The 19,365-nt window shown below is 72.5% G+C and carries 20 protein-coding genes and 2 pseudogenes; 11 read left to right on the plus strand and 11 right to left on the minus strand.

Annotated elements, in window-relative coordinates:
- Positions 1–2,379, minus strand: a complete 2,379-nt coding sequence (locus tag ACWD01_RS24795; protein WP_451164988.1) for an FHA domain-containing protein — start codon at positions 2,377–2,379, stop codon at positions 1–3.
- A 222-nt stretch (positions 2,380–2,601) separates the two neighbouring features.
- Here ACWD01_RS24795 and ACWD01_RS24800 point away from each other — a divergent pair, with 222 nt between their 5' ends.
- Positions 2,602–3,114 carry an ATP-binding protein gene (locus ACWD01_RS24800; RefSeq protein WP_451164989.1) on the plus strand — a complete coding sequence of 171 codons (513 nt, stop codon included), beginning with the start codon at positions 2,602–2,604 and terminating at the stop codon, positions 3,112–3,114.
- Here the strand turns inward: ACWD01_RS24800 and ACWD01_RS24805 are convergent.
- From ACWD01_RS24805 to ACWD01_RS24815, 3 genes are all read right to left on the minus strand, one after another.
- Positions 3,058–3,678, minus strand: a complete 621-nt coding sequence (locus ACWD01_RS24805) for a hypothetical protein (protein WP_451164990.1) — start codon at positions 3,676–3,678, stop codon at positions 3,058–3,060. The two genes, ACWD01_RS24800 and ACWD01_RS24805, sit on opposite strands and share 57 nt — an antisense overlap.
- Before the next feature lie 109 nt (positions 3,679–3,787).
- Positions 3,788–4,021: a hypothetical protein gene (locus ACWD01_RS24810; protein ID WP_451164991.1), complete on the minus strand. Its 234-nt coding sequence runs from the start codon at positions 4,019–4,021 to the stop codon at positions 3,788–3,790.
- Between the two features lie 122 nt (positions 4,022–4,143).
- A complete protein-coding gene (locus ACWD01_RS24815) occupies positions 4,144–5,058 on the minus strand; it encodes a S1 family peptidase (protein ID WP_451164992.1) in 915 nt (304 codons plus the stop codon).
- A gap of 89 nt (positions 5,059–5,147) precedes the next feature.
- On the opposite strand from ACWD01_RS24815, the gene ACWD01_RS24820 reads away from it, so the two are divergent.
- The 6 genes and pseudogenes from ACWD01_RS24820 (at position 5,148) to ACWD01_RS24845 (ending at position 9,392) form a co-directional block, all read left to right on the plus strand.
- The gene (locus tag ACWD01_RS24820; protein WP_451164993.1) at positions 5,148–5,441 is read left to right on the plus strand and encodes a hypothetical protein; all 294 of its coding nucleotides are present in this window, start codon (positions 5,148–5,150) and stop codon (positions 5,439–5,441) included.
- A 328-nt stretch (positions 5,442–5,769) separates the two neighbouring features.
- Positions 5,770–5,970: pseudogene (locus ACWD01_RS24825) on the plus strand (DUF6629 family protein); the annotation flags it as partial.
- On the plus strand, positions 5,931–6,446 hold the full coding sequence (locus tag ACWD01_RS24830; protein WP_451164994.1) for a DUF6629 family protein: 516 nt from the start codon (positions 5,931–5,933) through the stop codon (positions 6,444–6,446). The pseudogene ACWD01_RS24825 and the gene ACWD01_RS24830, both read left to right, overlap by 40 nt.
- 146 nt (positions 6,447–6,592) lie before the next feature.
- Positions 6,593–6,979 carry a hypothetical protein gene (locus tag ACWD01_RS24835; protein WP_451164995.1) on the plus strand — a complete coding sequence of 129 codons (387 nt, stop codon included), beginning with the start codon at positions 6,593–6,595 and terminating at the stop codon, positions 6,977–6,979.
- Between the two features lie 40 nt (positions 6,980–7,019).
- Complete coding sequence (locus tag ACWD01_RS24840; protein WP_451164996.1) at positions 7,020–8,423, plus strand: NADP-dependent succinic semialdehyde dehydrogenase; 1,404 nt, start codon at positions 7,020–7,022, stop codon at positions 8,421–8,423.
- Positions 8,424–8,426: 3 nt separating this feature from the next.
- Positions 8,427–9,392 carry a TIGR03557 family F420-dependent LLM class oxidoreductase gene (locus ACWD01_RS24845; protein WP_451164997.1) on the plus strand — a complete coding sequence of 322 codons (966 nt, stop codon included), beginning with the start codon at positions 8,427–8,429 and terminating at the stop codon, positions 9,390–9,392.
- A gap of 119 nt (positions 9,393–9,511) precedes the next feature.
- Here ACWD01_RS24845 and ACWD01_RS24850 read toward each other — a convergent pair whose 3' ends face one another.
- The 3 genes from ACWD01_RS24850 to ACWD01_RS24860 all read right to left on the minus strand — a co-directional run bounded on the left by ACWD01_RS24850 (position 9,512) and on the right by ACWD01_RS24860 (position 12,272).
- Entirely contained in the window at positions 9,512–10,381 is an 870-nt protein-coding gene (locus tag ACWD01_RS24850) for a peptidoglycan-binding protein (protein WP_451164998.1), read from the minus strand.
- Between the two features lie 729 nt (positions 10,382–11,110).
- Positions 11,111–11,638 (minus strand): hypothetical protein, encoded by a 528-nt coding sequence (locus tag ACWD01_RS24855; protein ID WP_451164999.1) that lies wholly within the window; start codon positions 11,636–11,638, stop codon positions 11,111–11,113.
- Positions 11,631–12,272 carry a hypothetical protein gene (locus ACWD01_RS24860; protein ID WP_451165000.1) on the minus strand — a complete coding sequence of 214 codons (642 nt, stop codon included), beginning with the start codon at positions 12,270–12,272 and terminating at the stop codon, positions 11,631–11,633. Before ACWD01_RS24860 ends, ACWD01_RS24855 begins: the two co-directional genes overlap by 8 nt.
- A gap of 180 nt (positions 12,273–12,452) precedes the next feature.
- Between ACWD01_RS24860 and ACWD01_RS24865 the strand changes: the two genes are divergently transcribed.
- Positions 12,453–13,565, plus strand: a complete 1,113-nt coding sequence (locus tag ACWD01_RS24865) for a sensor histidine kinase (protein WP_451165001.1) — start codon at positions 12,453–12,455, stop codon at positions 13,563–13,565.
- Positions 13,562–14,242: a response regulator gene (locus ACWD01_RS24870; protein WP_451165002.1), complete on the plus strand. Its 681-nt coding sequence runs from the start codon at positions 13,562–13,564 to the stop codon at positions 14,240–14,242. The genes ACWD01_RS24865 and ACWD01_RS24870 overlap by 4 nt, the downstream gene beginning before the upstream one ends.
- Positions 14,243–14,348: 106 nt before the next feature.
- On the opposite strand, the gene nagB is transcribed toward ACWD01_RS24870, so the two are convergent.
- Positions 14,349–15,134, minus strand: coding sequence for a glucosamine-6-phosphate deaminase (gene nagB / locus ACWD01_RS24875; RefSeq protein ID WP_451165003.1), 786 nt, complete (start codon positions 15,132–15,134; stop codon positions 14,349–14,351).
- A 134-nt stretch (positions 15,135–15,268) separates the two neighbouring features.
- On the minus strand, positions 15,269–15,484 hold the full coding sequence (locus ACWD01_RS24880; protein WP_451165004.1) for a hypothetical protein: 216 nt from the start codon (positions 15,482–15,484) through the stop codon (positions 15,269–15,271).
- A gap of 308 nt (positions 15,485–15,792) precedes the next feature.
- On the opposite strand from ACWD01_RS24880, the pseudogene ACWD01_RS24885 reads away from it, so the two are divergent.
- Positions 15,793–15,932 (plus strand): annotated as a pseudogene (locus ACWD01_RS24885) (IS630 family transposase); the annotation flags it as partial.
- A 71-nt stretch (positions 15,933–16,003) separates the two neighbouring features.
- Here the strand turns inward: ACWD01_RS24885 and ACWD01_RS24890 are convergent.
- Positions 16,004–16,624, minus strand: coding sequence for a choice-of-anchor C family protein (locus ACWD01_RS24890; RefSeq protein ID WP_451165005.1), 621 nt, complete (start codon positions 16,622–16,624; stop codon positions 16,004–16,006).
- Between the two features lie 200 nt (positions 16,625–16,824).
- A complete protein-coding gene (locus ACWD01_RS24895) occupies positions 16,825–17,208 on the minus strand; it encodes an ArsR/SmtB family transcription factor (RefSeq protein ID WP_451165006.1) in 384 nt (127 codons plus the stop codon).
- Positions 17,209–17,338: 130 nt separating this feature from the next.
- On the opposite strand from ACWD01_RS24895, the gene ACWD01_RS24900 reads away from it, so the two are divergent.
- Positions 17,339–19,318, plus strand: coding sequence for a heavy metal translocating P-type ATPase (locus ACWD01_RS24900; RefSeq protein WP_451165007.1), 1,980 nt, complete (start codon positions 17,339–17,341; stop codon positions 19,316–19,318).
- The last annotated feature ends 47 nt before the right edge of the window (positions 19,319–19,365 follow it).

Genomic DNA, 19,365 nt, shown 5'->3' on the forward strand with positions numbered 1-19,365 from the left:
CTACTTCCGCATGACGGCGGGTTCGTGGCGGCGGAGCAGGCGGAGCACGAGGACACCGAACAGCGCCGACAGCACCAGCAGCATCCCCATGTCGAGCAGCCACACGCCCGCCGAGTGCTCGAAGAGCGGATCGGCCGTCAGCTCGCCGGGCACGATCCGCCCGAGGTCGATCGTGCCCGCCATCGCCCCGAGCGCCCACCGGGACGGGACGAGCCAGGCCAACTGCTCGACGACCGCGACACCGGCCAGCTTCAGCAGCGCGCCGCAGAAGACCACCTGCACGATGGCGAGGAGGACCAGCAGCGGCATCGTGACCTCCTCCTTGCGCACCACGGCGGAGACCAGCAGACCCAGCATCATCGCGGTGAACGACAGCAGCGCGACGGCGAGCGTGATCTCCACCAGCGGCGGCAGCAGGACGCCTTCGCCGCCCGGGGCGCCGAGGTCGACACCGGCCAGGGCGACGAGGGTCAGCACGATCGCCTGGAGGACCGTGATCGTGCCCAGCACCACGACCTTGGACATCAGATACGCGGACCTGGACAGGCCGACGGCACGCTCCCGCTGGTAGATCGGCCGCTCCTTGACCAGCTCCCGTACGGCGTTCGCCGCGCCGGTGAGGACGCCGCCGACGCACAGGATGAGCAGGGCGTTCAGGGCCGTCTCCCGGTCGAGCCGGCTCCCCGCCAGCGCCCGGGCCATCGCCCCCATGACGAACGGCAGGGCGATCATGATGACGAGGAAGGTCCGGTCCGCGCTCAGCGCGGCGGTGTATCTGCGCACCAGGGTGCGCAGCTGTGCGCCCCAGCTCTGGTTCTTCGGCGGTGGCGGCACCGGCCCGGGAGCGGCTGCCCGCGGTTCGCGCGGCTGGGCCGTGGAGGCCACGATGTACTGCCGGTTGAACCGCGATTCGCTGTAGGTCCCCGCCCAGTCCCGTGCGCGGTCGCCCTCGAACGCCTCGAACGCCTCCGGCCACTGCGTGAAACCGAAGAAGCCGAGGGCGTCGGCCGGCGGGCCGTAGTAGGCGATCCGGCCGCCCGGCGCGAGGACCAGGAGCCGGTCGCAGACGTCCAGGCTGAGCACGCTGTGCGTCACCACGACGACTGTGCGGCCGTCGTCGGCCAGGTCCCGGAGCATGTGCATGACCGAACGGTCCATACCGGGGTCGAGCCCCGACGTCGGCTCGTCGAGGAAGAGCAGAGACGGCTTCGTCAGCAGCTCGAGCGCGACGCTGACCCGCTTGCGCTGGCCCCCGGAGAGGCTGTGGATCGGCTGGTCGGCGCGCTGCTCCAGGCCCAGTTCCCGGATCACCTCGGCGACCCGGGCCTCGCGCTCGGACCGGTCGGTGTCCTGCGGGAAGCGCAGCTCGGCGGCGTAGGCGAGGGCGCGGCGCACCGTCAGCTGCGCGTGCAGGATGTCGTCCTGCGGGACGAGCCCGATGCGCCGCCGCAGCTCGGCGTAGTCGCGGTACAGATCCCGCCCGTCGTACAGGACGGTGCCCTCGTCGGCGGGGCGGAGTCCGGTGAGGGCGTTCAGCAGTGTGGACTTGCCCGCGCCGCTCGGCCCGACGACGGCGAGCAGGCACTTCTCACCGACCGGGAACGAGACACGGTCCAGGAGCACCTTGCGGCCCCGGTCGACCGAGACTGCCAGGCCCTGCACGTCGAGGGAGATCTCGCCGGTGTCGACGAACTCCTGCAGCTCGTCGCCGACGAGGACGAACGCGGAGTGCCCTATGCCGACGATGTCGCCGGGCCCCACCGGGGCGCGGCCGACGGGCAGGCCGTTGAGATAGGTGCCGTTGTGGCTGCCGAGGTCGACGATCTCGTACGTACCGTCGGCGAGTGAGCGCAGTTCGGCATGGCGGCGGGAGACGACCAGGTCGTCGACGACGAGTTCGTTGTCGGGCGACCGGCCGATGCGCACGGTGCGGGCCGGCAGCGGGCGCACGCTGGTGGGCCTGCGGAAGGTCCCGGTGGCGGAGGGCAGCGAGACACCGGAGGGCCGGTCTGCGGCGGGTGGTGGTCCGGCTGGCGACGGTTCGGCGGCCGGGGCCGGTGCCGGCTCCGTCAGTACGGCCCGTGGGCCGTCGGCGGCGCTGCCGAAGCGGATGACGCTGCCGGGCCCGACATCCCACTCGTGGATCCGGTGGCCCTCGGTGTACGTGCCGTTGGTGCTGTTCTCGTCGGCCAGCGCCCAGTGCCCGTCGACGGTGTGCAGGACCGCGTGGTGCCAGGACACCCGCGCGTCGTCGATGACGATGTCACTCAGGGGGTCACGTCCGACGTGATACGCCCGGGTCGGATCCAGCACCGTCGAGCCGGTGTCGGTCTCCACGGTGAGTACGGGCGCGGTCGGCGTGCCGGACCGCTCAGCCATGTTCGAATTCTAGCGATATGCGTCGCTTTGTGCCCTGCGATGATTCGACGGCCCGGAGCCGGCGCCGGAACCGCGGGGATTCGGGCGGCCCCTTGCGGCCGCGTGTTGCGGGCGGCGGAGGGCCGGTGCACCCTGAGGGTTACCCAGAAGCGACACAGGCTCACTCTTCGTACTCGGGGGCCATTTACGAATGACGGGCCGTCGCGGTGAGGAGCCACGGTCATGAACGTTCCGGTTGCCTGCCAGTACAGAATCGAAGTGCCGGCCTCCCCTGAGCGCATTCCTCAGATCCGCCGCATCGTCGCGGCGCATCTGAAGTACTGGGGTCTCGACGCCCATGTCATGCCGGTATGCAGTGCCGTCGACGAACTCGTCGGCAATGTCGTCGACCATGTCGACGGCGACAAGACGTGTGTGGTCGAGCTGCGTTGGACGGGTCGCCATCTGGGCGCCTCCGTCTCCGACCGCGACCGGACCCTTCCCCGGCTGCACACCTCGTCCCCGACCCGGGGCGGACTCGCGAGGGTCGCGAGGCTCAGCGACAGCTGGGGCACCTGCGCCACGGAAGAGGGCAAGGTGATCTGGTTCAGCCGGCGCGTGAAGGAGCCGCAGCGCGTGTTGTCCGGACCGCAGGTGCCGCAGCCGCCGGTCCCCGAGTTCAGGCCGCTGCCGCTGGAGTCAGTGCCCGCCGACCGGTTCGAGACACCCGCCCTCCATGTACACGCCGTGCGGTGACACGTCCATGTCCTGCCCCACGACGATGTCTCCCGTGACGCACGGACCGGCCTGCGGAACCGACACCGTGAACCGGACCCGGTCCGACCAGTCGGAGACGTGCACGCTGTCCTCCGGATATCCGAGCCCGACCAGCCCGTCGAGGACCTGCTGGGCGTCCGGAGCCGCCGAGCCGCCGGGGACGGTCAGTCCCCGTGCGATCCGCTCCGCGTGAGCCGTACCCCTGCACAGTGCGTCGCCGTCCATCGGCAGCTGCTTCTTGAAGGCATGATTCTCGGCGTACTTGGGGTTCTCCGGCTGCGGGCCGTCGCCGGCGGGGCCGTCCTCGGCCGTGCGGGAGGGCGCCGGGCGCGCGGACGCCGCGCGGTCCGCGCAGCGGGCCGCGACGTCCGTGAACATCCGGTCGTGCCGCGCCCGCGCCTCGCTCGCCGCCGCTGCCGCGTCCCGCGGTGACGGCGTGCCGGTCCCGGAACCGGACGGGTCGGTGTGCGGCTGCGTGCCGCATCCGGTCAGCGCGACGGCGAGGAGTGCGGCCGCGGCGGCGGTCCGGTCGGGACGTCCCACAGGTGCTCCGTTCCTGACGGTCGACGACACGGTGACGTGCTCCCCGATTGTCGTCCGCCGGACCCTGCCCTCGCCTGAGTACGCGTACTCAGGCGAGGGCAGGCGCCGCTCACGCCGCCCTGGTGTCCTCACGGCCGGCGGGACGTATCGCCGTGAGCAGCCGGAAGAAGTCCGCCTCGTTGCCCGCGAGTCCGGCGGCACGCAGGGCGTCGTCGGCCTCCGCCATCGGCACCGCCAGCAGTGGGACCGCGAGCGGCGCCCGCCGCGGGTCGGCGAGAACGGCCCTGGTGGTCTGCAGCAGCCGTACGTACGCCTGGGCGGCGGCGGTCTCGGGATCGGTCATCTCGCGCTTCCCCTCCTGAAGGTGTCGACCCGTCAAGCATGGCCGACGCCACTGACAACGGCGAAGACCGGCGGTCCGCCCAGGGGTGGCGGACCGCCGGCCGCAGGCCGTGGAGGGAAGCTCTAGAAGACACTCACCCCGTAGGCGTTGAGCGCCTCGGTGACGGGCTGGAAGAACGTGGTGCCGCCCGTACGGCAGTTGCCGCTGCCGCCGGAGGTGAGGCCGAGGGCAGTGCTGCCGGCGAACAGAGCGCCGCCGCTGTCGCCGGGCTCGGCGCAGACGTTGGTCTGGATCATGCCGTAGACGACGTCGCCGCCGCCGTAGTTGACGGTCGCGTTGAGACCGGTGACCCGGCCGCTGTGCAGACCGGTGGTGCTGCCGCTGCGCTGGACGGTCTGGCCGACGTAGGCGTTGCCGGCGCCGGTGATGTCACGGTAGCTGCCGTTGTAGAGGTAGACCCGGCCGTCCGCCGCGGAGGCGTTGGAGTGGCGGATGATGCCGTAGTCGTTGTTCGGGAAGCTGGAGCCGGCCCGGTAGCCGAGCAGCGTCGTGTTCGAGGAGTTCGTGTACCAGGTCGAGCCGATGTTCGTGCAGTGACCGGCGGTCAGGGCGTAGTACGTGCTGCCGCTGCGGACGTTGAAGCCGAGCGAGCAGCGTCCGCCGCCCGCGTAGATGGCCTGGCCGCCGGCGATCAGCTTGTTGAACGTGCCGGGTGTGCGCTTGATCTCCAGAGCGCCGGCGCGGTCGCCCGCGGCCTTCTTGATCTTGGCGATCTCGGCGGCGGAGACGGTGGAGTCCGCCGTCACGACGACCTTGCCGGTCTTCTGGTCGGTGTACCAGGCGGTTCCGGCCACGTCGGCCCCGAGCACGGCCTGGCCGGTCTGGGCGAGCTGGGCGGTGGTGGCCCGCGGCGCGTCGGCCGGGTCGGCCGTGGCGGACGGGGCGGCAAGCGCGGAGGCGGCCACGAGTGCGGCGGCTACGGCGATCAGCCGCGCACCTCTCGAGACGCCGAGGGGGGTAAGGCGCTTGATGTTCACTGCATCCTCCGGTGGGGGAATCCGGGGCCCGCTGGGTGGGAGGGCCCGTCGAACGCCGGCTGCCGGACCGTGACGCGAAGGACTGCGTCATGAGCCTGACAACCGCCGCGGAACGAATCCTGGGCTCCCCGCCGTTCCGCGACAAGATCGGCTTTCGGCCGCGCTACGCGCGTACATCGTGGGCGCGCTCCGGCGGCCGCCGTGGTGCCGTCGTCGCCGTCCTTCCGCCCGGCCCGGGCGGGGTGGTTCCGGACGCGGCGCACGGCTCCCCGGCCGGGTCGAGCAAAGGCAGAAAGCGTTTGCTGTCGCAGCCTCGGCCGGCGCGGCCGCCGGGCGCGGCCCGGCCGGAGCGGAGCCTGCCGCCCGACAGGCAAACGGAATGACGCGTGCCGTTTCGGCAGCTCAGCGTCGAGCGCAGTCGCCCGTCCCCGATGCACCGGCCCGCCGCCGCTCCACCGTTGGCCACTGCAACGTTTCAGTCCGCTCCGCAAAACGTTGCAGTGGCTTCCGCAATCCCCGGCGTTCCCGTCCCAGCCACCCCGATCCGTCGCGAGCGCCGCCCCTGCCCTCCCCGACGCCGGGCCGCAGCCCCCGAACGGCCGCGCCCGACGATTCCCCAGAGCCCCGCCGCCAACTCCTTTATGCCTCAATCAATACCGTTCGCGCGGCGCCCGGAGGTGTCCGGAACCCGACCGTCGTACCGTGAGCGGCATGTGCTGGAGTGCGACGGCCGATCTCGTGGCCGGCACGGGCATCGCCGCCGTCGGCGCGGCCGCCGTGGCGGTCACCGTGCACCGTCGCAGAGCGCGCGATCTGCCCCTGGCCGTACTGCCGCTCCTGCTCGGCGCCCACCAGATCGTCGAATCCGCCGTGTGGCACTCCGGCGGCGGCGCCGGACCCGCCACCACCGCCTGGGCCGTCATCGCCCTGCCCGTACTCGCCCTCTGGGTCCCCTGCGGCGTACTGCTCGCCGCACCGCCCGCGCACCGCCGGCGCCTGCTCGTCCCCGCCGCCGCCGGCGCCTGCTCGTCCCCGCCGCCGTCGGCGCCGCGACCGCCGCCGCGCTCGCGCTGCGGCTCGCCGGCGGCACCGTCACCGCCGACGTACGCCGCCACACCGTGGGCTACGCCGTCGACCTCCCGTACGCCCCGCTGCTCATCGCCGCCTACCTGGTGGCCACCGTCGGCGCCCTGCTGCTTGCCGCGGACCGCGCGCTGCGGACCCTCGGCCTGCTCGTGGCGGGCGGCGCCGTGGTCTGCGCCCTGCTGTGGAACACGGCGTTCGTCTCCACCTGGTGCGCCGTCGCCGCGGTCGCCTCCGTCACGCTGCTCGCCTGGGCCGTCCGGCGGCCCCCGGTCGCCGGCCCCGAGCGCCGCGCCGCCCCGTGAGGTTCCGTCCCTCCGCACCTGGGTACCCGGCGCTCCTCACGGCTCGTCGCCACCCCGTGTGCAACCGGCCCAGGTCCGGTCGCACGGGAAAGTCCCCCGGGTCAGTCTGGAGCACGGGGGACACGTCCCGAGAGGCAGGAAACACGGTGAACAGTGCACAGGAATCCGCGACATCCGTCGTGGTGTCGCTCAGCGGCTGCTCGAGGGAGGATGCCGACGCGGTCTTCCGCGCCCTGAGCAGGTCGTACGAATCGGACCGTGCGCCGGACGAGACGCCCCAGTACGTGTCGGAGGGCCACGCGACCGTGTGGACCACCACCTTCGACGTGGCACAGCCGCACGAGCACGCCGAACCCGTCCGGCTCGCGTCGCCCGTCACGGCCGAGCTCCAGGGCGGCTACTGGGCGGTGGACCAGATGCAGGCGACGCTCGCCGCCGCCTTCGACCTGCTGGAGGAAGGCATGGCCGCCGGCGACCAGGAGAAGGACGTCCAACTGCGGCTCAACAGCGGCGTCCACCAGGAAGAGACCTGATCGGCCGCGCGCCCGCACCACAGCCCGAGGAGCACCCCCCATGCCCATCGCCACCGTCAACCCAGCGACCGGCGAGACCCTCAAGACCTACGACGCCCTCACCCCCGACGAGATCGACCGCCGCCTCGGCCTCGCCGCCACCGCCTTCGCCACCCACCGCACCCGGCCCTTCGGCGAACGCGCCGACCTGCTGAACCGGGCCGCCGACCTGCTCGAAGAGGACCAGCGGGACATCGCCCGCACGATGACCACCGAGATGGGCAAACCGATCGCGGCCGCCCGCGCCGAGGCCGCCAAGTGCGCCAAGGCCATGCGCTGGTACGCCGCCCGGGCCGAACGGCTGCTGGCCGACGAACACCCCGCCGACGACGACGTCCGGGACTCCGGAGCCGTACGCGCCACCGTCCGCTACCGGCCCCTCGGCGTCGTCCTCGCCGTCATGCCCTGGAACTTCCCGCTCTGGCAGGTGATCCGCTTCGCCGCCCCCGCGCTCATGGCGGGCAACGTCGGTCTGCTCAAGCACGCCTCCAACGTGCCGCAGACCGCGCTCTACCTCGAAGACCTCTTCACCCGCGCCGGATACCCGCAGGGCTGCTTCCAGACCCTGCTCGTCGGCTCCGGCGCGATCGAGTCGGTCCTGCGCGACCCGCGGGTCGCCGCCGCCACCCTGACCGGCAGCGAGGGCGCCGGCCGCTCCGTCGCCTCCGTCGCCGGCGACGAGGTCAAGAAGACCGTCCTCGAACTCGGCGGCAGCGACGCGTACGTCGTCATGCCCTCCGCCGACCTCGACGCGGCCGTCGCCACGGCCGTCACCGCCCGGGTGCAGAACAACGGCCAGTCCTGCATCGCCGCGAAACGTTTCATCGTGCACACCGACATCCACGACGCGTTCTGCGACCGCTTCACCGCCGCCATGAAGGACCTCGCCGTCGGCGACCCGATGGACGAAGCCACCGACATCGGCCCCCTCGCGAGCGAAAGCGGCCGGTCCGACCTCGAAGAGCTCGTCGACGACGCCGTCGGCCAGGGCGCCACCGCACGCTGCGGCGGCCGCCGCCCCGCCCACCTCGACCGCGGCTGGTACTACGAGCCCACTGTCCTGACCGGCATCACCGACGGCATGCGCATCCACCGCGAGGAAGCCTTCGGCCCCGTCGCCTCCGTCTACCGGGTCGACGACGCCGAACAGGCCGTAGCCGTCGCCAACGACAGCCCCTTCGGACTCAGTTCCAACGCCTGGACCCGCGACGCGGGCGAAGTGGACCTCTTCTCCCGCGACCTCGAGGCGGGCGGCGTGTTCTTCAACGGAATGACCGCGTCCCACCCGGCCCTGCCCTTCGGCGGAATCAAACGGTCCGGCTACGGCCGCGAACTCTCCGGCCACGGCATCCGGGAATTCTGCAACGTCACGACCCTGTGGCACGGCACGAAGACGGAGAGGTAGACCATGGCGCAGTTCGGATACACGATGATGACCGAGCAGGCAGGACCCCGCGACCTCGTCGCCCACGTGGTCGGCGCGGAGAAGGCCGGATTCGACTTCTCCGTCATCTCCGACCACTACTTCCCCTGGCTCGCCTCCCAGGGCCACGCCCCCTACGCCTGGAGCGTCCTCGGAGCCGCCGCCCATGCCACCTCGCGCATCCCGCTCATGACGTACGTGACCTGCCCGACCACCCGCTACCACCCCGCGGTCGTCGCCCAGAAGGCGGCGACCGTCCAACTCCTGTCCCAGGGACGCTTCCGGCTCGGACTCGGCTCCGGCGAGAACCTCAACGAACACGTTGTCGGCGCCGACTGGCCCGCCGCCCATGTACGCCTCGACATGCTCGACGAAGCCGCCGGCATCATCCGCCGGCTCCTCGACGGCGAGCACGTCACCCACCACGGCGCCCACTTCGACGTCGTCGACGCCAAACTCTGGGACGTACCCGAGGACCGCGTGCCGATCGGCATCGCCGTCTCCGGGGACCGGTCCTGCGCCGTCGCCGGCCGGAACGCCGACCTCGTCATCGCCACCGAACCGAAGCGTGAACTCCTCGACACCTTCGACCGCTACGGCGGCACAGGCAAACCCCGCGTGGGCCAGATCCCCGTCTGCTACGACACCGACCGCGACACCGCCGTGAAACGGGCACACGACCAGTTCCGCTGGGCCGTCGGCGGCTGGCGGGTCAACGCCGAACTGCCCGGCCACCTCTCCTTCGAGCAGGCCACCGCACTCGTCACCCCCGACGACGTCGCCGAGGCCATCCCCTGCGGCAACGACGTCGGCGCCTTCACGGAGGCCGTCCGCGCCTACGTCGACGCCGGCTTCACCGAGATCGCCCTCGTCCAGATCGGCGGCGACCAGCAGGAGCCGTTCTTCCGTTGGGCCCAGGACGAACTGCTGCCCGCGCTGCGCGACCTGTGAGGTGACCACGAGGCGGGCGGGGCCCGGTTCTGTGCGGGCGGGCGGCCCCGTGCACTCAGTGCGCCCGGTGCACTCGCACGGGACCGCCCGCCCGGGTCCAGGGACCCCTCGGCGGGACGTCACACGTTGGGGACCTTCAGCTTGTCCCAACTCGTCTTGCCCGGAATGCCGTCCGCGTCGCTGCCCGAGTACCCGAGCTTGCGCTGCCACGCCGCGTACGACTTGCGGTCCGCCTCCGTCCAGTTGGGCCCCGGCCCCACCTCGTAACGCCCGCACCCCTCGGCCACCAGGCGCTTGCCCATCGCCGTGATGATCGCGCTGCGCCGGCCGACCTGGAAGAACGCGGCCCCGGGATACGGCTCGTACCTCGGCGCCGGTGGCGGCCCCGACGGATCACCACCGAGTCGCTCCCGGATCCGGCCGCGCATCGACTCCATGCCGAACCCTCTGGGGTCGACCTTCCCCGGCTGCCACTCCAGGTGCCCGATGACCGACCGGTGCGTCCAGCCGTGCGCCCGGCAGATCGCGGCGGCGGCCTTCTCGATGGCCTCCAACTGCGCGGCGGGCCAGGGGTCCTTGCCGTCCCCCAGGTTGATGCACTCGAAGCCGTAGAAGTGTCTGTTCCCGTCGGTGTTGGCCTCGTTGTCGGCGGGCAGCGTCGACGACTCGTTGATCACGGCTCTGAGCACGTCGTCGTCACCGAGACCGGCGTGGTTCGCCCTGCCGTTGCCGACGAGATAGACCGTGCCGTCCTTGGCGATCACCCCGTGACAGAGCGGACCGGGCAGGCTGGAGTGCCCGTTGTAGCAGAGCTCCACGGAGTTGGAGGTGCCCGACGTCACGGTGTGATGGATCATCACCCCGTGCGTCGGCCCCCAGGGCCCTTTGTGATTCCGGTTGTGTGTGCGCCAGCTCCGGTGCTCGACGACACGCAGTCCTTCGTTGCGTAACGCTCTGAGAAGCTTGTCGGCGGACAGAGGCGTTGCCATCGTGGTGCTCCTTCCCGGACGACCCTCAGCTCACGGGCCGCTCCTGATCGATTTGCCCGCGGGAAGGGCCGATTGAACTGGTCTGACGCTGCGGGTCACGAACAGGCCACGGAGACTACTCGTCCTGCAGTAGCCCGGTGGGACGCCCGCACGTGCCGAGCGGGCGGCGCTCGGGCGGGCGGGACGCGGGGAAGGGCAGGTCAGGCGGTATTCCGGCGGTGTGGTGGGGCGTTGAGGGGCGGGGGCTGGTGCCGACGGGGCCACGGTGATCAAGTGGCAATAGCACAACGGATCGATACCGCATCGAGGATCACCTGTGACTCCGCATTCCCTGGCGTTCTACGTGGGCGCCGTCACCACCGGCACCTTGCTCGGCGTGGGCCCGGCGGATTCTCCCGACCGCGTCGCCGAGGTCTGGAGATCCCGGAAAGCCCGGCGAACGCCCCGTACTTCCGTACCTTCGGGCAGCCTGATTCTCAAGTGGCCGTCTCCGTCATACGCGCCTATGGCGAGTACAGCACGCCGGACAATCTACGAGTCGGCGACGTGTACAGCGTCCTGGCCCCGATGACCGCGGAGGAAGTGGAGCACCGGAGAGCGCGGTTCGGGTAGCTGGGTTCGTGGCTTCTGAGGGCGTCCGGCGAGCTGGGCGGCGGGCAACCGCCGGCCAACCGTGCATCGTGTACGCCGGACAGTCAGGGAGGGTGCTGGGCGCCTCAGCGGCCCGCGTCAGGGCTCCCCACGCCGGCGGCGGTAGTAGGCCACCGTGACCACCGCGAGCAGTGGCCCCCAGGCCAGCAGTGGCAGGTAGCAGGCGGTCATCACCCAGTAGTGGGCGCCGTCGGGGGAGCCGGCGGCGCCCATGTTGTCCGCGTTGTTCCAGCCGAAGGCGCCGGTGAACGTGATGAGGGTGACGAGCGCCGCGCCGAGTGAGGCCGGGATCACCGCGGCCGGTACGGGAATTCTGCGGCCGCCCAGGACCGGTACCCAGCGCGGGAGTACCTCGCCCCAGCTGTGGACCAGGCCCAGGGTGAGCAGTCCGAGCGCCTCGGCGAACAGGCTGAGTCCGATCAGATACGCGGTCCCTTCGCCGGGGAAGTTCTCCGGGCCGAGGTCCTCGTCCGTGAATCCGGAGTCCCAGCCCAGGCCCACGGCGATACGCCACAGCCCGGACGGCACCAGGGTCAGTGCGGCGGCTTGCGCCGCCAGGCGGACGGAGCGGGGGACCTCCGGCGCGGCGGTCAGGGTGTCAGTCACGGGGAATCGCCGACCCGGGCTCCGCCGGAGACTTCGTGATCTCGGCGTGGACCACCTTGAAGCCGCCCTTGAGCACGGTCGTGAACGGTGCGGGGGCCATGCATGTACCGGCCGGCGGCGAGACGAGCCGGCCGTTCTCGTCGACGTTCCCGGGGTCGACGTTCACCGCTCCCCAGGAGAAGCCGAGGCGGTCCGGCTCGCCCTTGGCGCCCTGCTGGACGCTGATGCCGATGCGGGCGCCGGGCTCATCGACGTTCGACTTCGTCACGACCGCGGTCAGAGTCGCCGTCCGGCCGCTGGTGACCAGGCAGTCGACCTGAGCCTCCGCCCACCCCGTGCCTCCGCCGGGAGGAGTGTGGGAGAACTTCACCGTGCCCCGGGCGTCCGTGGACATTCCATGAGGCAGGTCGGGCGGCAACGGCCGGGTGAACGGCCTCTGTTCGGCGTGGACGGTGAAGCGGATGTCGTGGTCGACCGACTCGATGTAGGAGATGCGAGCCTTCCCGTGGACGCTCGCGGTCTTCGCCGGTTGCCTCTCGGCGGACGGAGCCGGGGGCGCGGGAGCGGGACCGGCGGCGACCAGCCCGGAGAGGACGGCGATGGCTGCCGTAGCGCTGATGACGGTGTTGCGCACGATGAACTCCCGTGTGTGGAGAGGAAAAGTGTCGACCGTGGCCGGCCGAACGGCTCAAGCTTCGCCCCGGCGGCCCGGCGATCCCATCCGCCGATCGGCACAAAGATCGCGCCGCCGGACGCGCCTCCTCTGCCGTTCGGCAGAGAGTCCCGCCGGTCGCACGCCCGTACGCTGATCACCATGTGGGAATCAACCGGCCCGGCCGGCACGGCGCTTGGCGCTCTGCCGTCACTGGCGGCCGCGGGCACGCTGGTGTGGGCCGTCGCCTGCCCGCGCGCCGCGGTTTGCCGGCGGCGCGGCCGCCTCGCCCGCCCGACCATGGTCTGCGCGGTGCTGTCCCTGATCACCAGCTTCGCCGGACCCGCGGCCGGCCTCGACGCAGGCTGGAAGTTGGCGGAGGCCGGTGTCCTCCTGCTTCTCGTGGCCGCGGTCACCCGCTGGTCGCCCCTGCGCGAACTCGCGTCGGCCCTTCCGCCGGCCGCCCTCGCGGTGACCCTCTGGCCCCTGCCGCTGGTGCCCGGTGAGTCCTTCCTGGAGTCCCTCGGGATCGCCGCCTTCTGGCTGCTTCCGGCAGCCGTCGCGGTGACCGCCGGCGCCTACCCCCGCCGCCAGGAAGTCCGCCGCCGGCGTGCGGTGGCTGCCGCCCGCAGCGCCCAGCGCCTGCACCTCTCCCGTGATCTGCACGACTTCGTCGCCCATGACATCAGCGGGATCGTCGTCCAGGCCCAGGCGGCCCGTTTCGTGGCCGCCACCGACCCCTCGCAGGCGATGCTCGCCCTTGCGCGCATCGAAAAGGCCGGTCTGAGCGCCCTGGCCGCGATGGACCGGACCGTACAGATGCTGCACGGTCCGGAGGAACCCGCCATCGAGCCGCACCGGGACGTGTCCCGACTACCCGTCCTTGTGGACGACTTCACCTCCGCCGGGGCCACCGAGGCGCACCTGGACATGCCTCCCCGGGCCGCGGAGGCGCTCTCCCGCGAGGCAGGCGCGGCCGCGTACCGCATCGTCGTCGAGGCGCTGACCAACATCCGGCGGCACGCCCCCGACGCACCCCGCGCCACCGTCGCACTCGTCCCCACGGGCAGCACCGTGGAGATCCGGGTCACCAACGACCGGGGCGCCCGCCCCGCCTCGACCCGCCGCCGCGCCTCCCGGGGCGGCCTCGGGCTCCCCGCCCTCACCGAGCTGGCCCAGGCTCTCGGCGGAACCCTCTCGGCGGGTCCGCACGGCGACGGCGGATGGCGGCTCACCGCCGTCCTGCCGGCCGCGCTCGCGAAGGGGGCATCATGACGAAGGCCTCCACACCTACCCGTATCCTCATCGCCGACGACCAGGACGACGTCCGCAGCGGCTTCCGGCTGATCCTGGGCTCCCAGCCGGACATGACCGTGGTCGGCGAGGCGGCGGACGGCCTGACCGCCGTCCGCCTCGCCCGCACCCTGAGCCCGGACCTGATCCTCGCCGACATCCGTATGCCGGGCCTGGACGGCCTCGAACTCACCCGCCGCCTCGCCGGCCCCGGCGTACCCGACCCGATGCGCGTCCTCGTCGTCACGACCTTCGACCACGACGACTACGTACGCACGGCGCTGCGCGACGGCGCCTGCGGGTTCCTGCTCAAGCGCTCGGGCCCCGGGCTGCTGATCGAGGGCGTCAGAGCGGCGATGGCCGGGGACATCCTCATAAGCCCCCAGATCACGGTCCGCCTCCTCCAGACCCTCGCCCCCGCACGCGGCCCGGCAGCGCCCACGGCGCCGTCGCCTCTCACCGGCCGGGAGCAGGAGATCGCCCGGCTGGTCGCCGACGGGCTCACCAACGCCGAGATCGGCGAGAAGCTCTTCATCTCGGCGGGCACCGCCAAGACCCATATCGCGAACGTCCAGTCGAAGCTGAAGGCCCGCAACCGGGTGGGCATCGCCGCCTGGGCCTGGGAAAACGGCCTGGCGGGACCGGCCCCACGGGAGTAGGGTGCGGGCGTGCCCGTGGAGTTGCCGGAGCCGGTCCGTATCGGAACTGCCGCGGGGCGGTGGCCGGTTGGCGGCCGCCGCCCCGCGTACTGCGGTCCCCGGAGGGTCAGATGCCCTGCCAGGCGGGCTTCGCCGCGTACGTCGCGCGGAAGTAGTCGGCGAGCTTCAGGCCGGAGGCCGCCGCCTCGTCGACGACGACCGTCGCGTGCGGGTGGAGCTGCAGTGCGGACGCGGGCACCAGCGCGGAGAGCGGGCCCTCGACGGCGAGGGCCACGGCGTCGGCCTTGGCCTTGCCCGTGGCGAGGAGCACCAGGTGGCGGGCCTCCAGGATGGTGCCGATGCCCTGGGTGATGACGTGGTGGGGGACCTGTTCGATGTCGCCGTCGAAGAACCGGGCGTTGTCGACGCGGGTCTGCTCGGTGAGTGTCTTGATCCGGGTGCGGGAGGCGAGCGAGGAACAGGGCTCGTTGAAGCCGATGTGGCCGTCCGTGCCGATGCCCAGCAGCTGGAGGTCCACGCCACCGGCCTCGGCCAGGGCGCGGTCGTACGCGACGCAGGCCGCGGCGACGTCCTCCGCCGAGCCGTCGGGTCCCATGAACGAGTCCTGGTCCAGCCCGAGAGGTTCGACGACCTCGCGCAGTACCACCGAGCGGTACGACTCGGGGTGCCCGGAGGGCAGGCCCACGTACTCGTCGAGCTGGCAGATGCGGGCCCGGGAGGCGTCGACCTCCTTGGCCGCGACCTTCGCCGCGAGGGCCTCGTAGATCGGCAGCGGGGTCGACCCCGTGGCGACACCGAGGAGGGCGTCGGGCTTGTGTCGCAGCAGGTCGGCCATGGCTTCGGCGATCAGCTCGCCACCCGCGGCGGAATCCGGAACGATGACAACTTCCACGAAGATCCCTGTCTCTGTTTGCACCCGGTCAGTGGTGTAGACCAATCTACCTGGTGAGCGGGGTCCTGTCCTGCCCGGACAGCATGTGGACAGGGTGCGTGGCCCGTACGGAGCAGGGAGCGGACGCCGGGCCGTCAGAAGAGCGGCAGCTGGCCCGGGAGCGCCGGGACCACGCTGCCGTCGAGGGACGGCTGGAGCGCCGGGTCGAGCGGTGCGACGTGCCGGGACCCCGGGCACGACACCAGCTCCGTGCCTGCCCGCGCACCGGCCGGATCGTGGCGGGCGAACCGGCCCGCCACCACGGCGATCTCGCGGCGGCACACCGGGCACAGACGACGGGGAGCAGCCATGATCCCAGTCTGCCAGGCCGGTCCCGGCGCAGGCCGGGCGGACCGGTGGCCGCGCGCCGCGTTCGAGGGCCGCGACCGCGCCGGCACGCGTCCCGACCCCGCCGGCGGACCGGGACAACGAGGCGGTGACCCATCGCTACCCCGTCCTAGGCGCCCCCGGGTGCTGCGGCCCCGACGGCTCCAGCGTGCCCCTGGCCGGGGGCCGGCTGCGGGCGCTGCTCACGGCGCCGGCCGCGGGCGCCGGGCAGCCGGCGCCACCCGGGGAGCTGGTGCGGCAGGTGTGGGCGGCGGATGACCGGCCCGCCGTCCCAAGCCACCCCGTGCGAGCCCTGCGCGCCTGCCTGCTTGGCACGACGCAGACGCCCATCACCGCGACGTCCTGGCCGCCGAACGCAAGGAGCACGCCCGCGTCCGCAGCGAGAAGGGCACCCGCCGCGGCGGGTGCCCTTCTCGCTGCGGCGATCCGAACGCGACCGGCGAACCTGTGCGGTCACGGCATCGGCCGCATGAGCCGCAGGATCAGTTCCGGCAGCTGGAGCAGACTTCGACCTTGACGTCGTCGAGGACAGGCCCGGCGAATCCGACGGTGCTGCTGGCGAACGTCAGCTTCGTGGACGGGTTGTTGGCCACGAACGTGAACTGCCGTGTCACGTAGCCCATGTTCGTGAAGGTCTTGCCGGTGGTGTTGAAGGTGAAGTCCTGGAAGTTCTGTCCGTCGATGAGGACTTCGCCCGTCTTCACCGTCGGCTCACCGCCGGGGTTGCCGGCGAGCGAGTACGTCACGGTGTACCTCGTCCCGGGCTCCGTGGTGAAGGTCTGGGACAGGGTGCCCGCGACGCGGCCGTTCAGGTCTACGGACTGGTCGCCCTCCGCAGCCTCCCAGAAGCCGGCGCCGCTCAGGTCGACGCTCCCGCTCTCGACCTGCCACAGGCCCATCGTCTGACCGGCGAAGTAGGTCGCATAAGAGTTCGCCGGGGCGGTGGGGGTTTCGAAGCTGCCGTTGGTGAACGCGGTGTTGGCGGCCTGGGCTGCCACCGTGCGGGCCGAGTGGGCGCTGTGAGCAGGGGACGCCACAGCGGCACCGGCGCCTGCGAGGAGGCAGGCAGCGGCGAGAGCGGCGTAGAGGCGCTGGGACAGCATGAGAGCCTTCCGGAAGGGGGCAACGACTGGACGGACAGAAAGTCCCACAGTCATTGGCATATGACACTGGCAGACACGCGGGCATCCGGGTGGCCGCGCCCGGACCGCCCGCCGGGGTGCCGGTGCGCGCCTGCGCTGAGCGGCCGTCGCGGCCCTGAGCGGGTCCGCCCGCAGCCGCGTCCGCGCCGGTGGCAACGTGCCTACAGGGCGTCCTGCTCCGCGTCGCTCTGGCCGGGCATGTCGCGTGCGCCCAGGCGGAGGTGCTCGATGTGGTAGACCGCCTCGTCGAGGAGCTGGGCGACGTGGTTGTCGTACAGGCTGTACTCGATGCGGCGGCCCTGACGGGTGCCGGAGACCAGGCTCAGCGCGCGCAGCAGCCGCAGCTGGTGGGAGACGGCGGACTGCTCCATGTCGACGGCCTGGGCCAGTTCGGTCACTCCGCAGGGCCCCTGGCGCAGCCGGGTCAGGATCATCAGGCGTGACGGCGTCGCCAGCGCCTGGAGTGTGGCTGCGATGGTCGCCGCGGAGTCCGCGTCCAAGTGAGCGGCCGGGGTGGCCCTGTCGTCGCCGACTCCGTGTCCCATGGTCCACATGGTAGCCGCGCCCCGTCGCGTATGAATGAAGACCTCTTCATGTATTCCGCTATGGTGGTCGGGTTCCGTCCACATCACCGTGCGCGGGATCCGAGGAATCCGAGGAAGAGGTGTGCCTCCGATGGTCCCCCCGACGTCTCCGACGTCCTCGCCCACCACGCCGGTCCGCGACACGCCCGCGTCCGCCCCGACCCCGCTCCCGGCGCCCGGTCGGCGCCGTACCCGGCTGTTCGCGCTGCCCGAGGTCCGCTGGGCGGCGCTGTCCGCCGCCGCGTTCCTGTGCGCACTGCCGCTCGACCTCGGCGGCGCGCCCGCCTGGGCCTGGGGACCGCTCTACGCGCTCTGCTACGCGGCCGGCGGCTGGGAGCCGGGCTGGGCCGGGCTCCGGGCGCTGCGCGAGAAGGCCCTCGACGTCGACCTGCTGATGGTCGTCGCCGCGGCCGGGGCCGCGGCGATCGGGCAGTTCCTCGACGGCGGGCTGCTGATTGTCATCTTCGCCGTGTCCGGCGCGCTCGAGGCGCTCGCCACCCGGCGCACCGCGGACTCCGTCAGCGGCCTGCTCGACCTCGCCCCGGCCCGGGCCGTACGCCTCACCGACGGCGGCCGGGAAGCGGTGGACGTCGCGGAGTTGCGCGTCGGCGACACCGTGCTCGTACGGCCGGGGGAGCGGCTGCCCGCCGACGGGACCGTGCTGGAGGGCGCGAGCGAGGTCGACCAGGCCACCATCACGGGCGAGCCGCTCCCCGTCGGGCGCACCGCCGGCGACACCGTCTTCGCCGGCACGCTCAACGGCACCGGCTCGCTGCGCGTCCGCGTCGACGCGGACGCCGCCGAGTCCGTCATCGCACGGATCGTGGCCATGGTCGAGGAGGCGAGCGCGACCAAGGCGCCCACCCAGCTGTTCATCGAGAAGATCGAACAGCGGTACTCCACCGGTGTCGTGGTCGCCACCCTCGCGCTGCTCGCCGTGCCGCTCGCCTTCGGCGCCGACTTCACCACCACCCTGCTGCGCGCCATGACGTTCATGATCGTGGCCTCGCCGTGCGCCGTCGTGCTCGCCACCATGCCGCCGCTGCTCTCCGCGATCGCCAACGCCGGCCGCCACGGAGTGCTCGTCAAGTCCGCCGTGGCGATGGAGCGGCTGGGGTCCGTCACCCGGGTCGCGCTCGACAAGACCGGCACCCTCACCGAAGGGGCGCCGCGCGTCGCCCACGTGCACGCCCTGCCGGGGGGCGGCCTCGACGCGGACACCGCGCTGACCCTCGCCGCGGCGGCAGAGCTCCACAGCGAGCACCCGCTCGGCCGCGCGGTCGTCGCCGCGGCCCGCGAACGCGGCCTGCGCCTGCCGGAGGCACGGGAGTTCGACTCGGAGCCCGGGCGCGGAGTGTCGGCGCTCGTCTCGGGCCGCAAGGTGCGCGTCGGCAGCCCCGCCGCGCTGCTGACCGGCGCGTGCCCGGCGGTCACGGAGGCGGAGGCCGACGGCCGTACCGCGGTCGTGGTCGAGGTCGACGGCGAACCCGTCGCCGTGCTGGCCGTCGACGACCGGCTCAGGGCAGGCGCACCGGAGGCCGTCGCGGCCCTCGCCAGGCTCACCGGCACCGCACCGACGCTGCTCACCGGCGACAACCCGCGGGCGGCGGCGCGCGTGGCGGGCGAGGTCGGCATCACCGACGTACGGGCCGAACTGCTGCCGCAGGACAAGGTCGCGGCGGTACGGGAATGGGAACGGGCCGGCGACAAGGTCCTGGTCGTCGGCGACGGCGTCAACGACGCCCCCGCGCTGGCGGCGGCGACCGCCGGCGTCGCGATGGGCCGGGCCGGCTCCGACCTGGCGCTGGAGAGCGCGGACGCCGTCGTCGTACGCGACGAGGCCGCCGCCGTCCCGGCGGTCGTGGCCCTGTCACGCCGGGCCCGCCGGCTGGTCGTGCAGAACCTCGTCATCGCCTCCGTGTGCATCGGCGTCCTGGTCGTCTGGGACCTCGCCTGGCACCTTCCGCTCCCGCTCGGCGTCGCGGGCCACGAGGGCTCCACGGTCCTGGTGGGCCTCAACGGCCTGAGGCTGCTGCGGGAGTCGGCCTGGCGCGACGCGGCGGCGGCGTGACGTACGGCGCGAACCCCGCGACCCGGCCCGGTGACCGTCCCGTACCC

The sequence above is a fragment of the Streptomyces sp. NPDC002835 genome (assembly GCF_053591995.1).

Excerpts from the sequence above, each read along its gene's own strand:
- ACWD01_RS24795 (WP_451164988.1), bottom strand. The coding sequence starts at position 2,379 with ATGGCTGAGCGGTCCGGCACGCCGACCGCGCCCGTACTCACCGTGGAG.
- ACWD01_RS24800 (WP_451164989.1), top strand. The coding sequence starts at position 2,602 with ATGAACGTTCCGGTTGCCTGCCAGTACAGAATCGAAGTGCCGGCCTCC.
- ACWD01_RS24810 (WP_451164991.1), bottom strand. The coding sequence starts at position 4,021 with ATGACCGATCCCGAGACCGCCGCCGCCCAGGCGTACGTACGGCTGCTG.
- ACWD01_RS24820 (WP_451164993.1), top strand. The coding sequence starts at position 5,148 with ATGAGCCTGACAACCGCCGCGGAACGAATCCTGGGCTCCCCGCCGTTC.
- ACWD01_RS24840 (WP_451164996.1), top strand. The coding sequence starts at position 7,020 with ATGCCCATCGCCACCGTCAACCCAGCGACCGGCGAGACCCTCAAGACC.
- ACWD01_RS24845 (WP_451164997.1), top strand. The coding sequence starts at position 8,427 with ATGGCGCAGTTCGGATACACGATGATGACCGAGCAGGCAGGACCCCGC.
- ACWD01_RS24850 (WP_451164998.1), bottom strand. The coding sequence starts at position 10,381 with ATGGCAACGCCTCTGTCCGCCGACAAGCTTCTCAGAGCGTTACGCAAC.
- ACWD01_RS24865 (WP_451165001.1), top strand. The coding sequence starts at position 12,453 with ATGTGGGAATCAACCGGCCCGGCCGGCACGGCGCTTGGCGCTCTGCCG.
- ACWD01_RS24870 (WP_451165002.1), top strand. The coding sequence starts at position 13,562 with ATGACGAAGGCCTCCACACCTACCCGTATCCTCATCGCCGACGACCAG.
- ACWD01_RS24880 (WP_451165004.1), bottom strand. The coding sequence starts at position 15,484 with ATGGCTGCTCCCCGTCGTCTGTGCCCGGTGTGCCGCCGCGAGATCGCC.
- ACWD01_RS24890 (WP_451165005.1), bottom strand. The coding sequence starts at position 16,624 with ATGCTGTCCCAGCGCCTCTACGCCGCTCTCGCCGCTGCCTGCCTCCTC.
- ACWD01_RS24895 (WP_451165006.1), bottom strand. The coding sequence starts at position 17,208 with ATGGGACACGGAGTCGGCGACGACAGGGCCACCCCGGCCGCTCACTTG.
- ACWD01_RS24900 (WP_451165007.1), top strand. The coding sequence starts at position 17,339 with ATGGTCCCCCCGACGTCTCCGACGTCCTCGCCCACCACGCCGGTCCGC.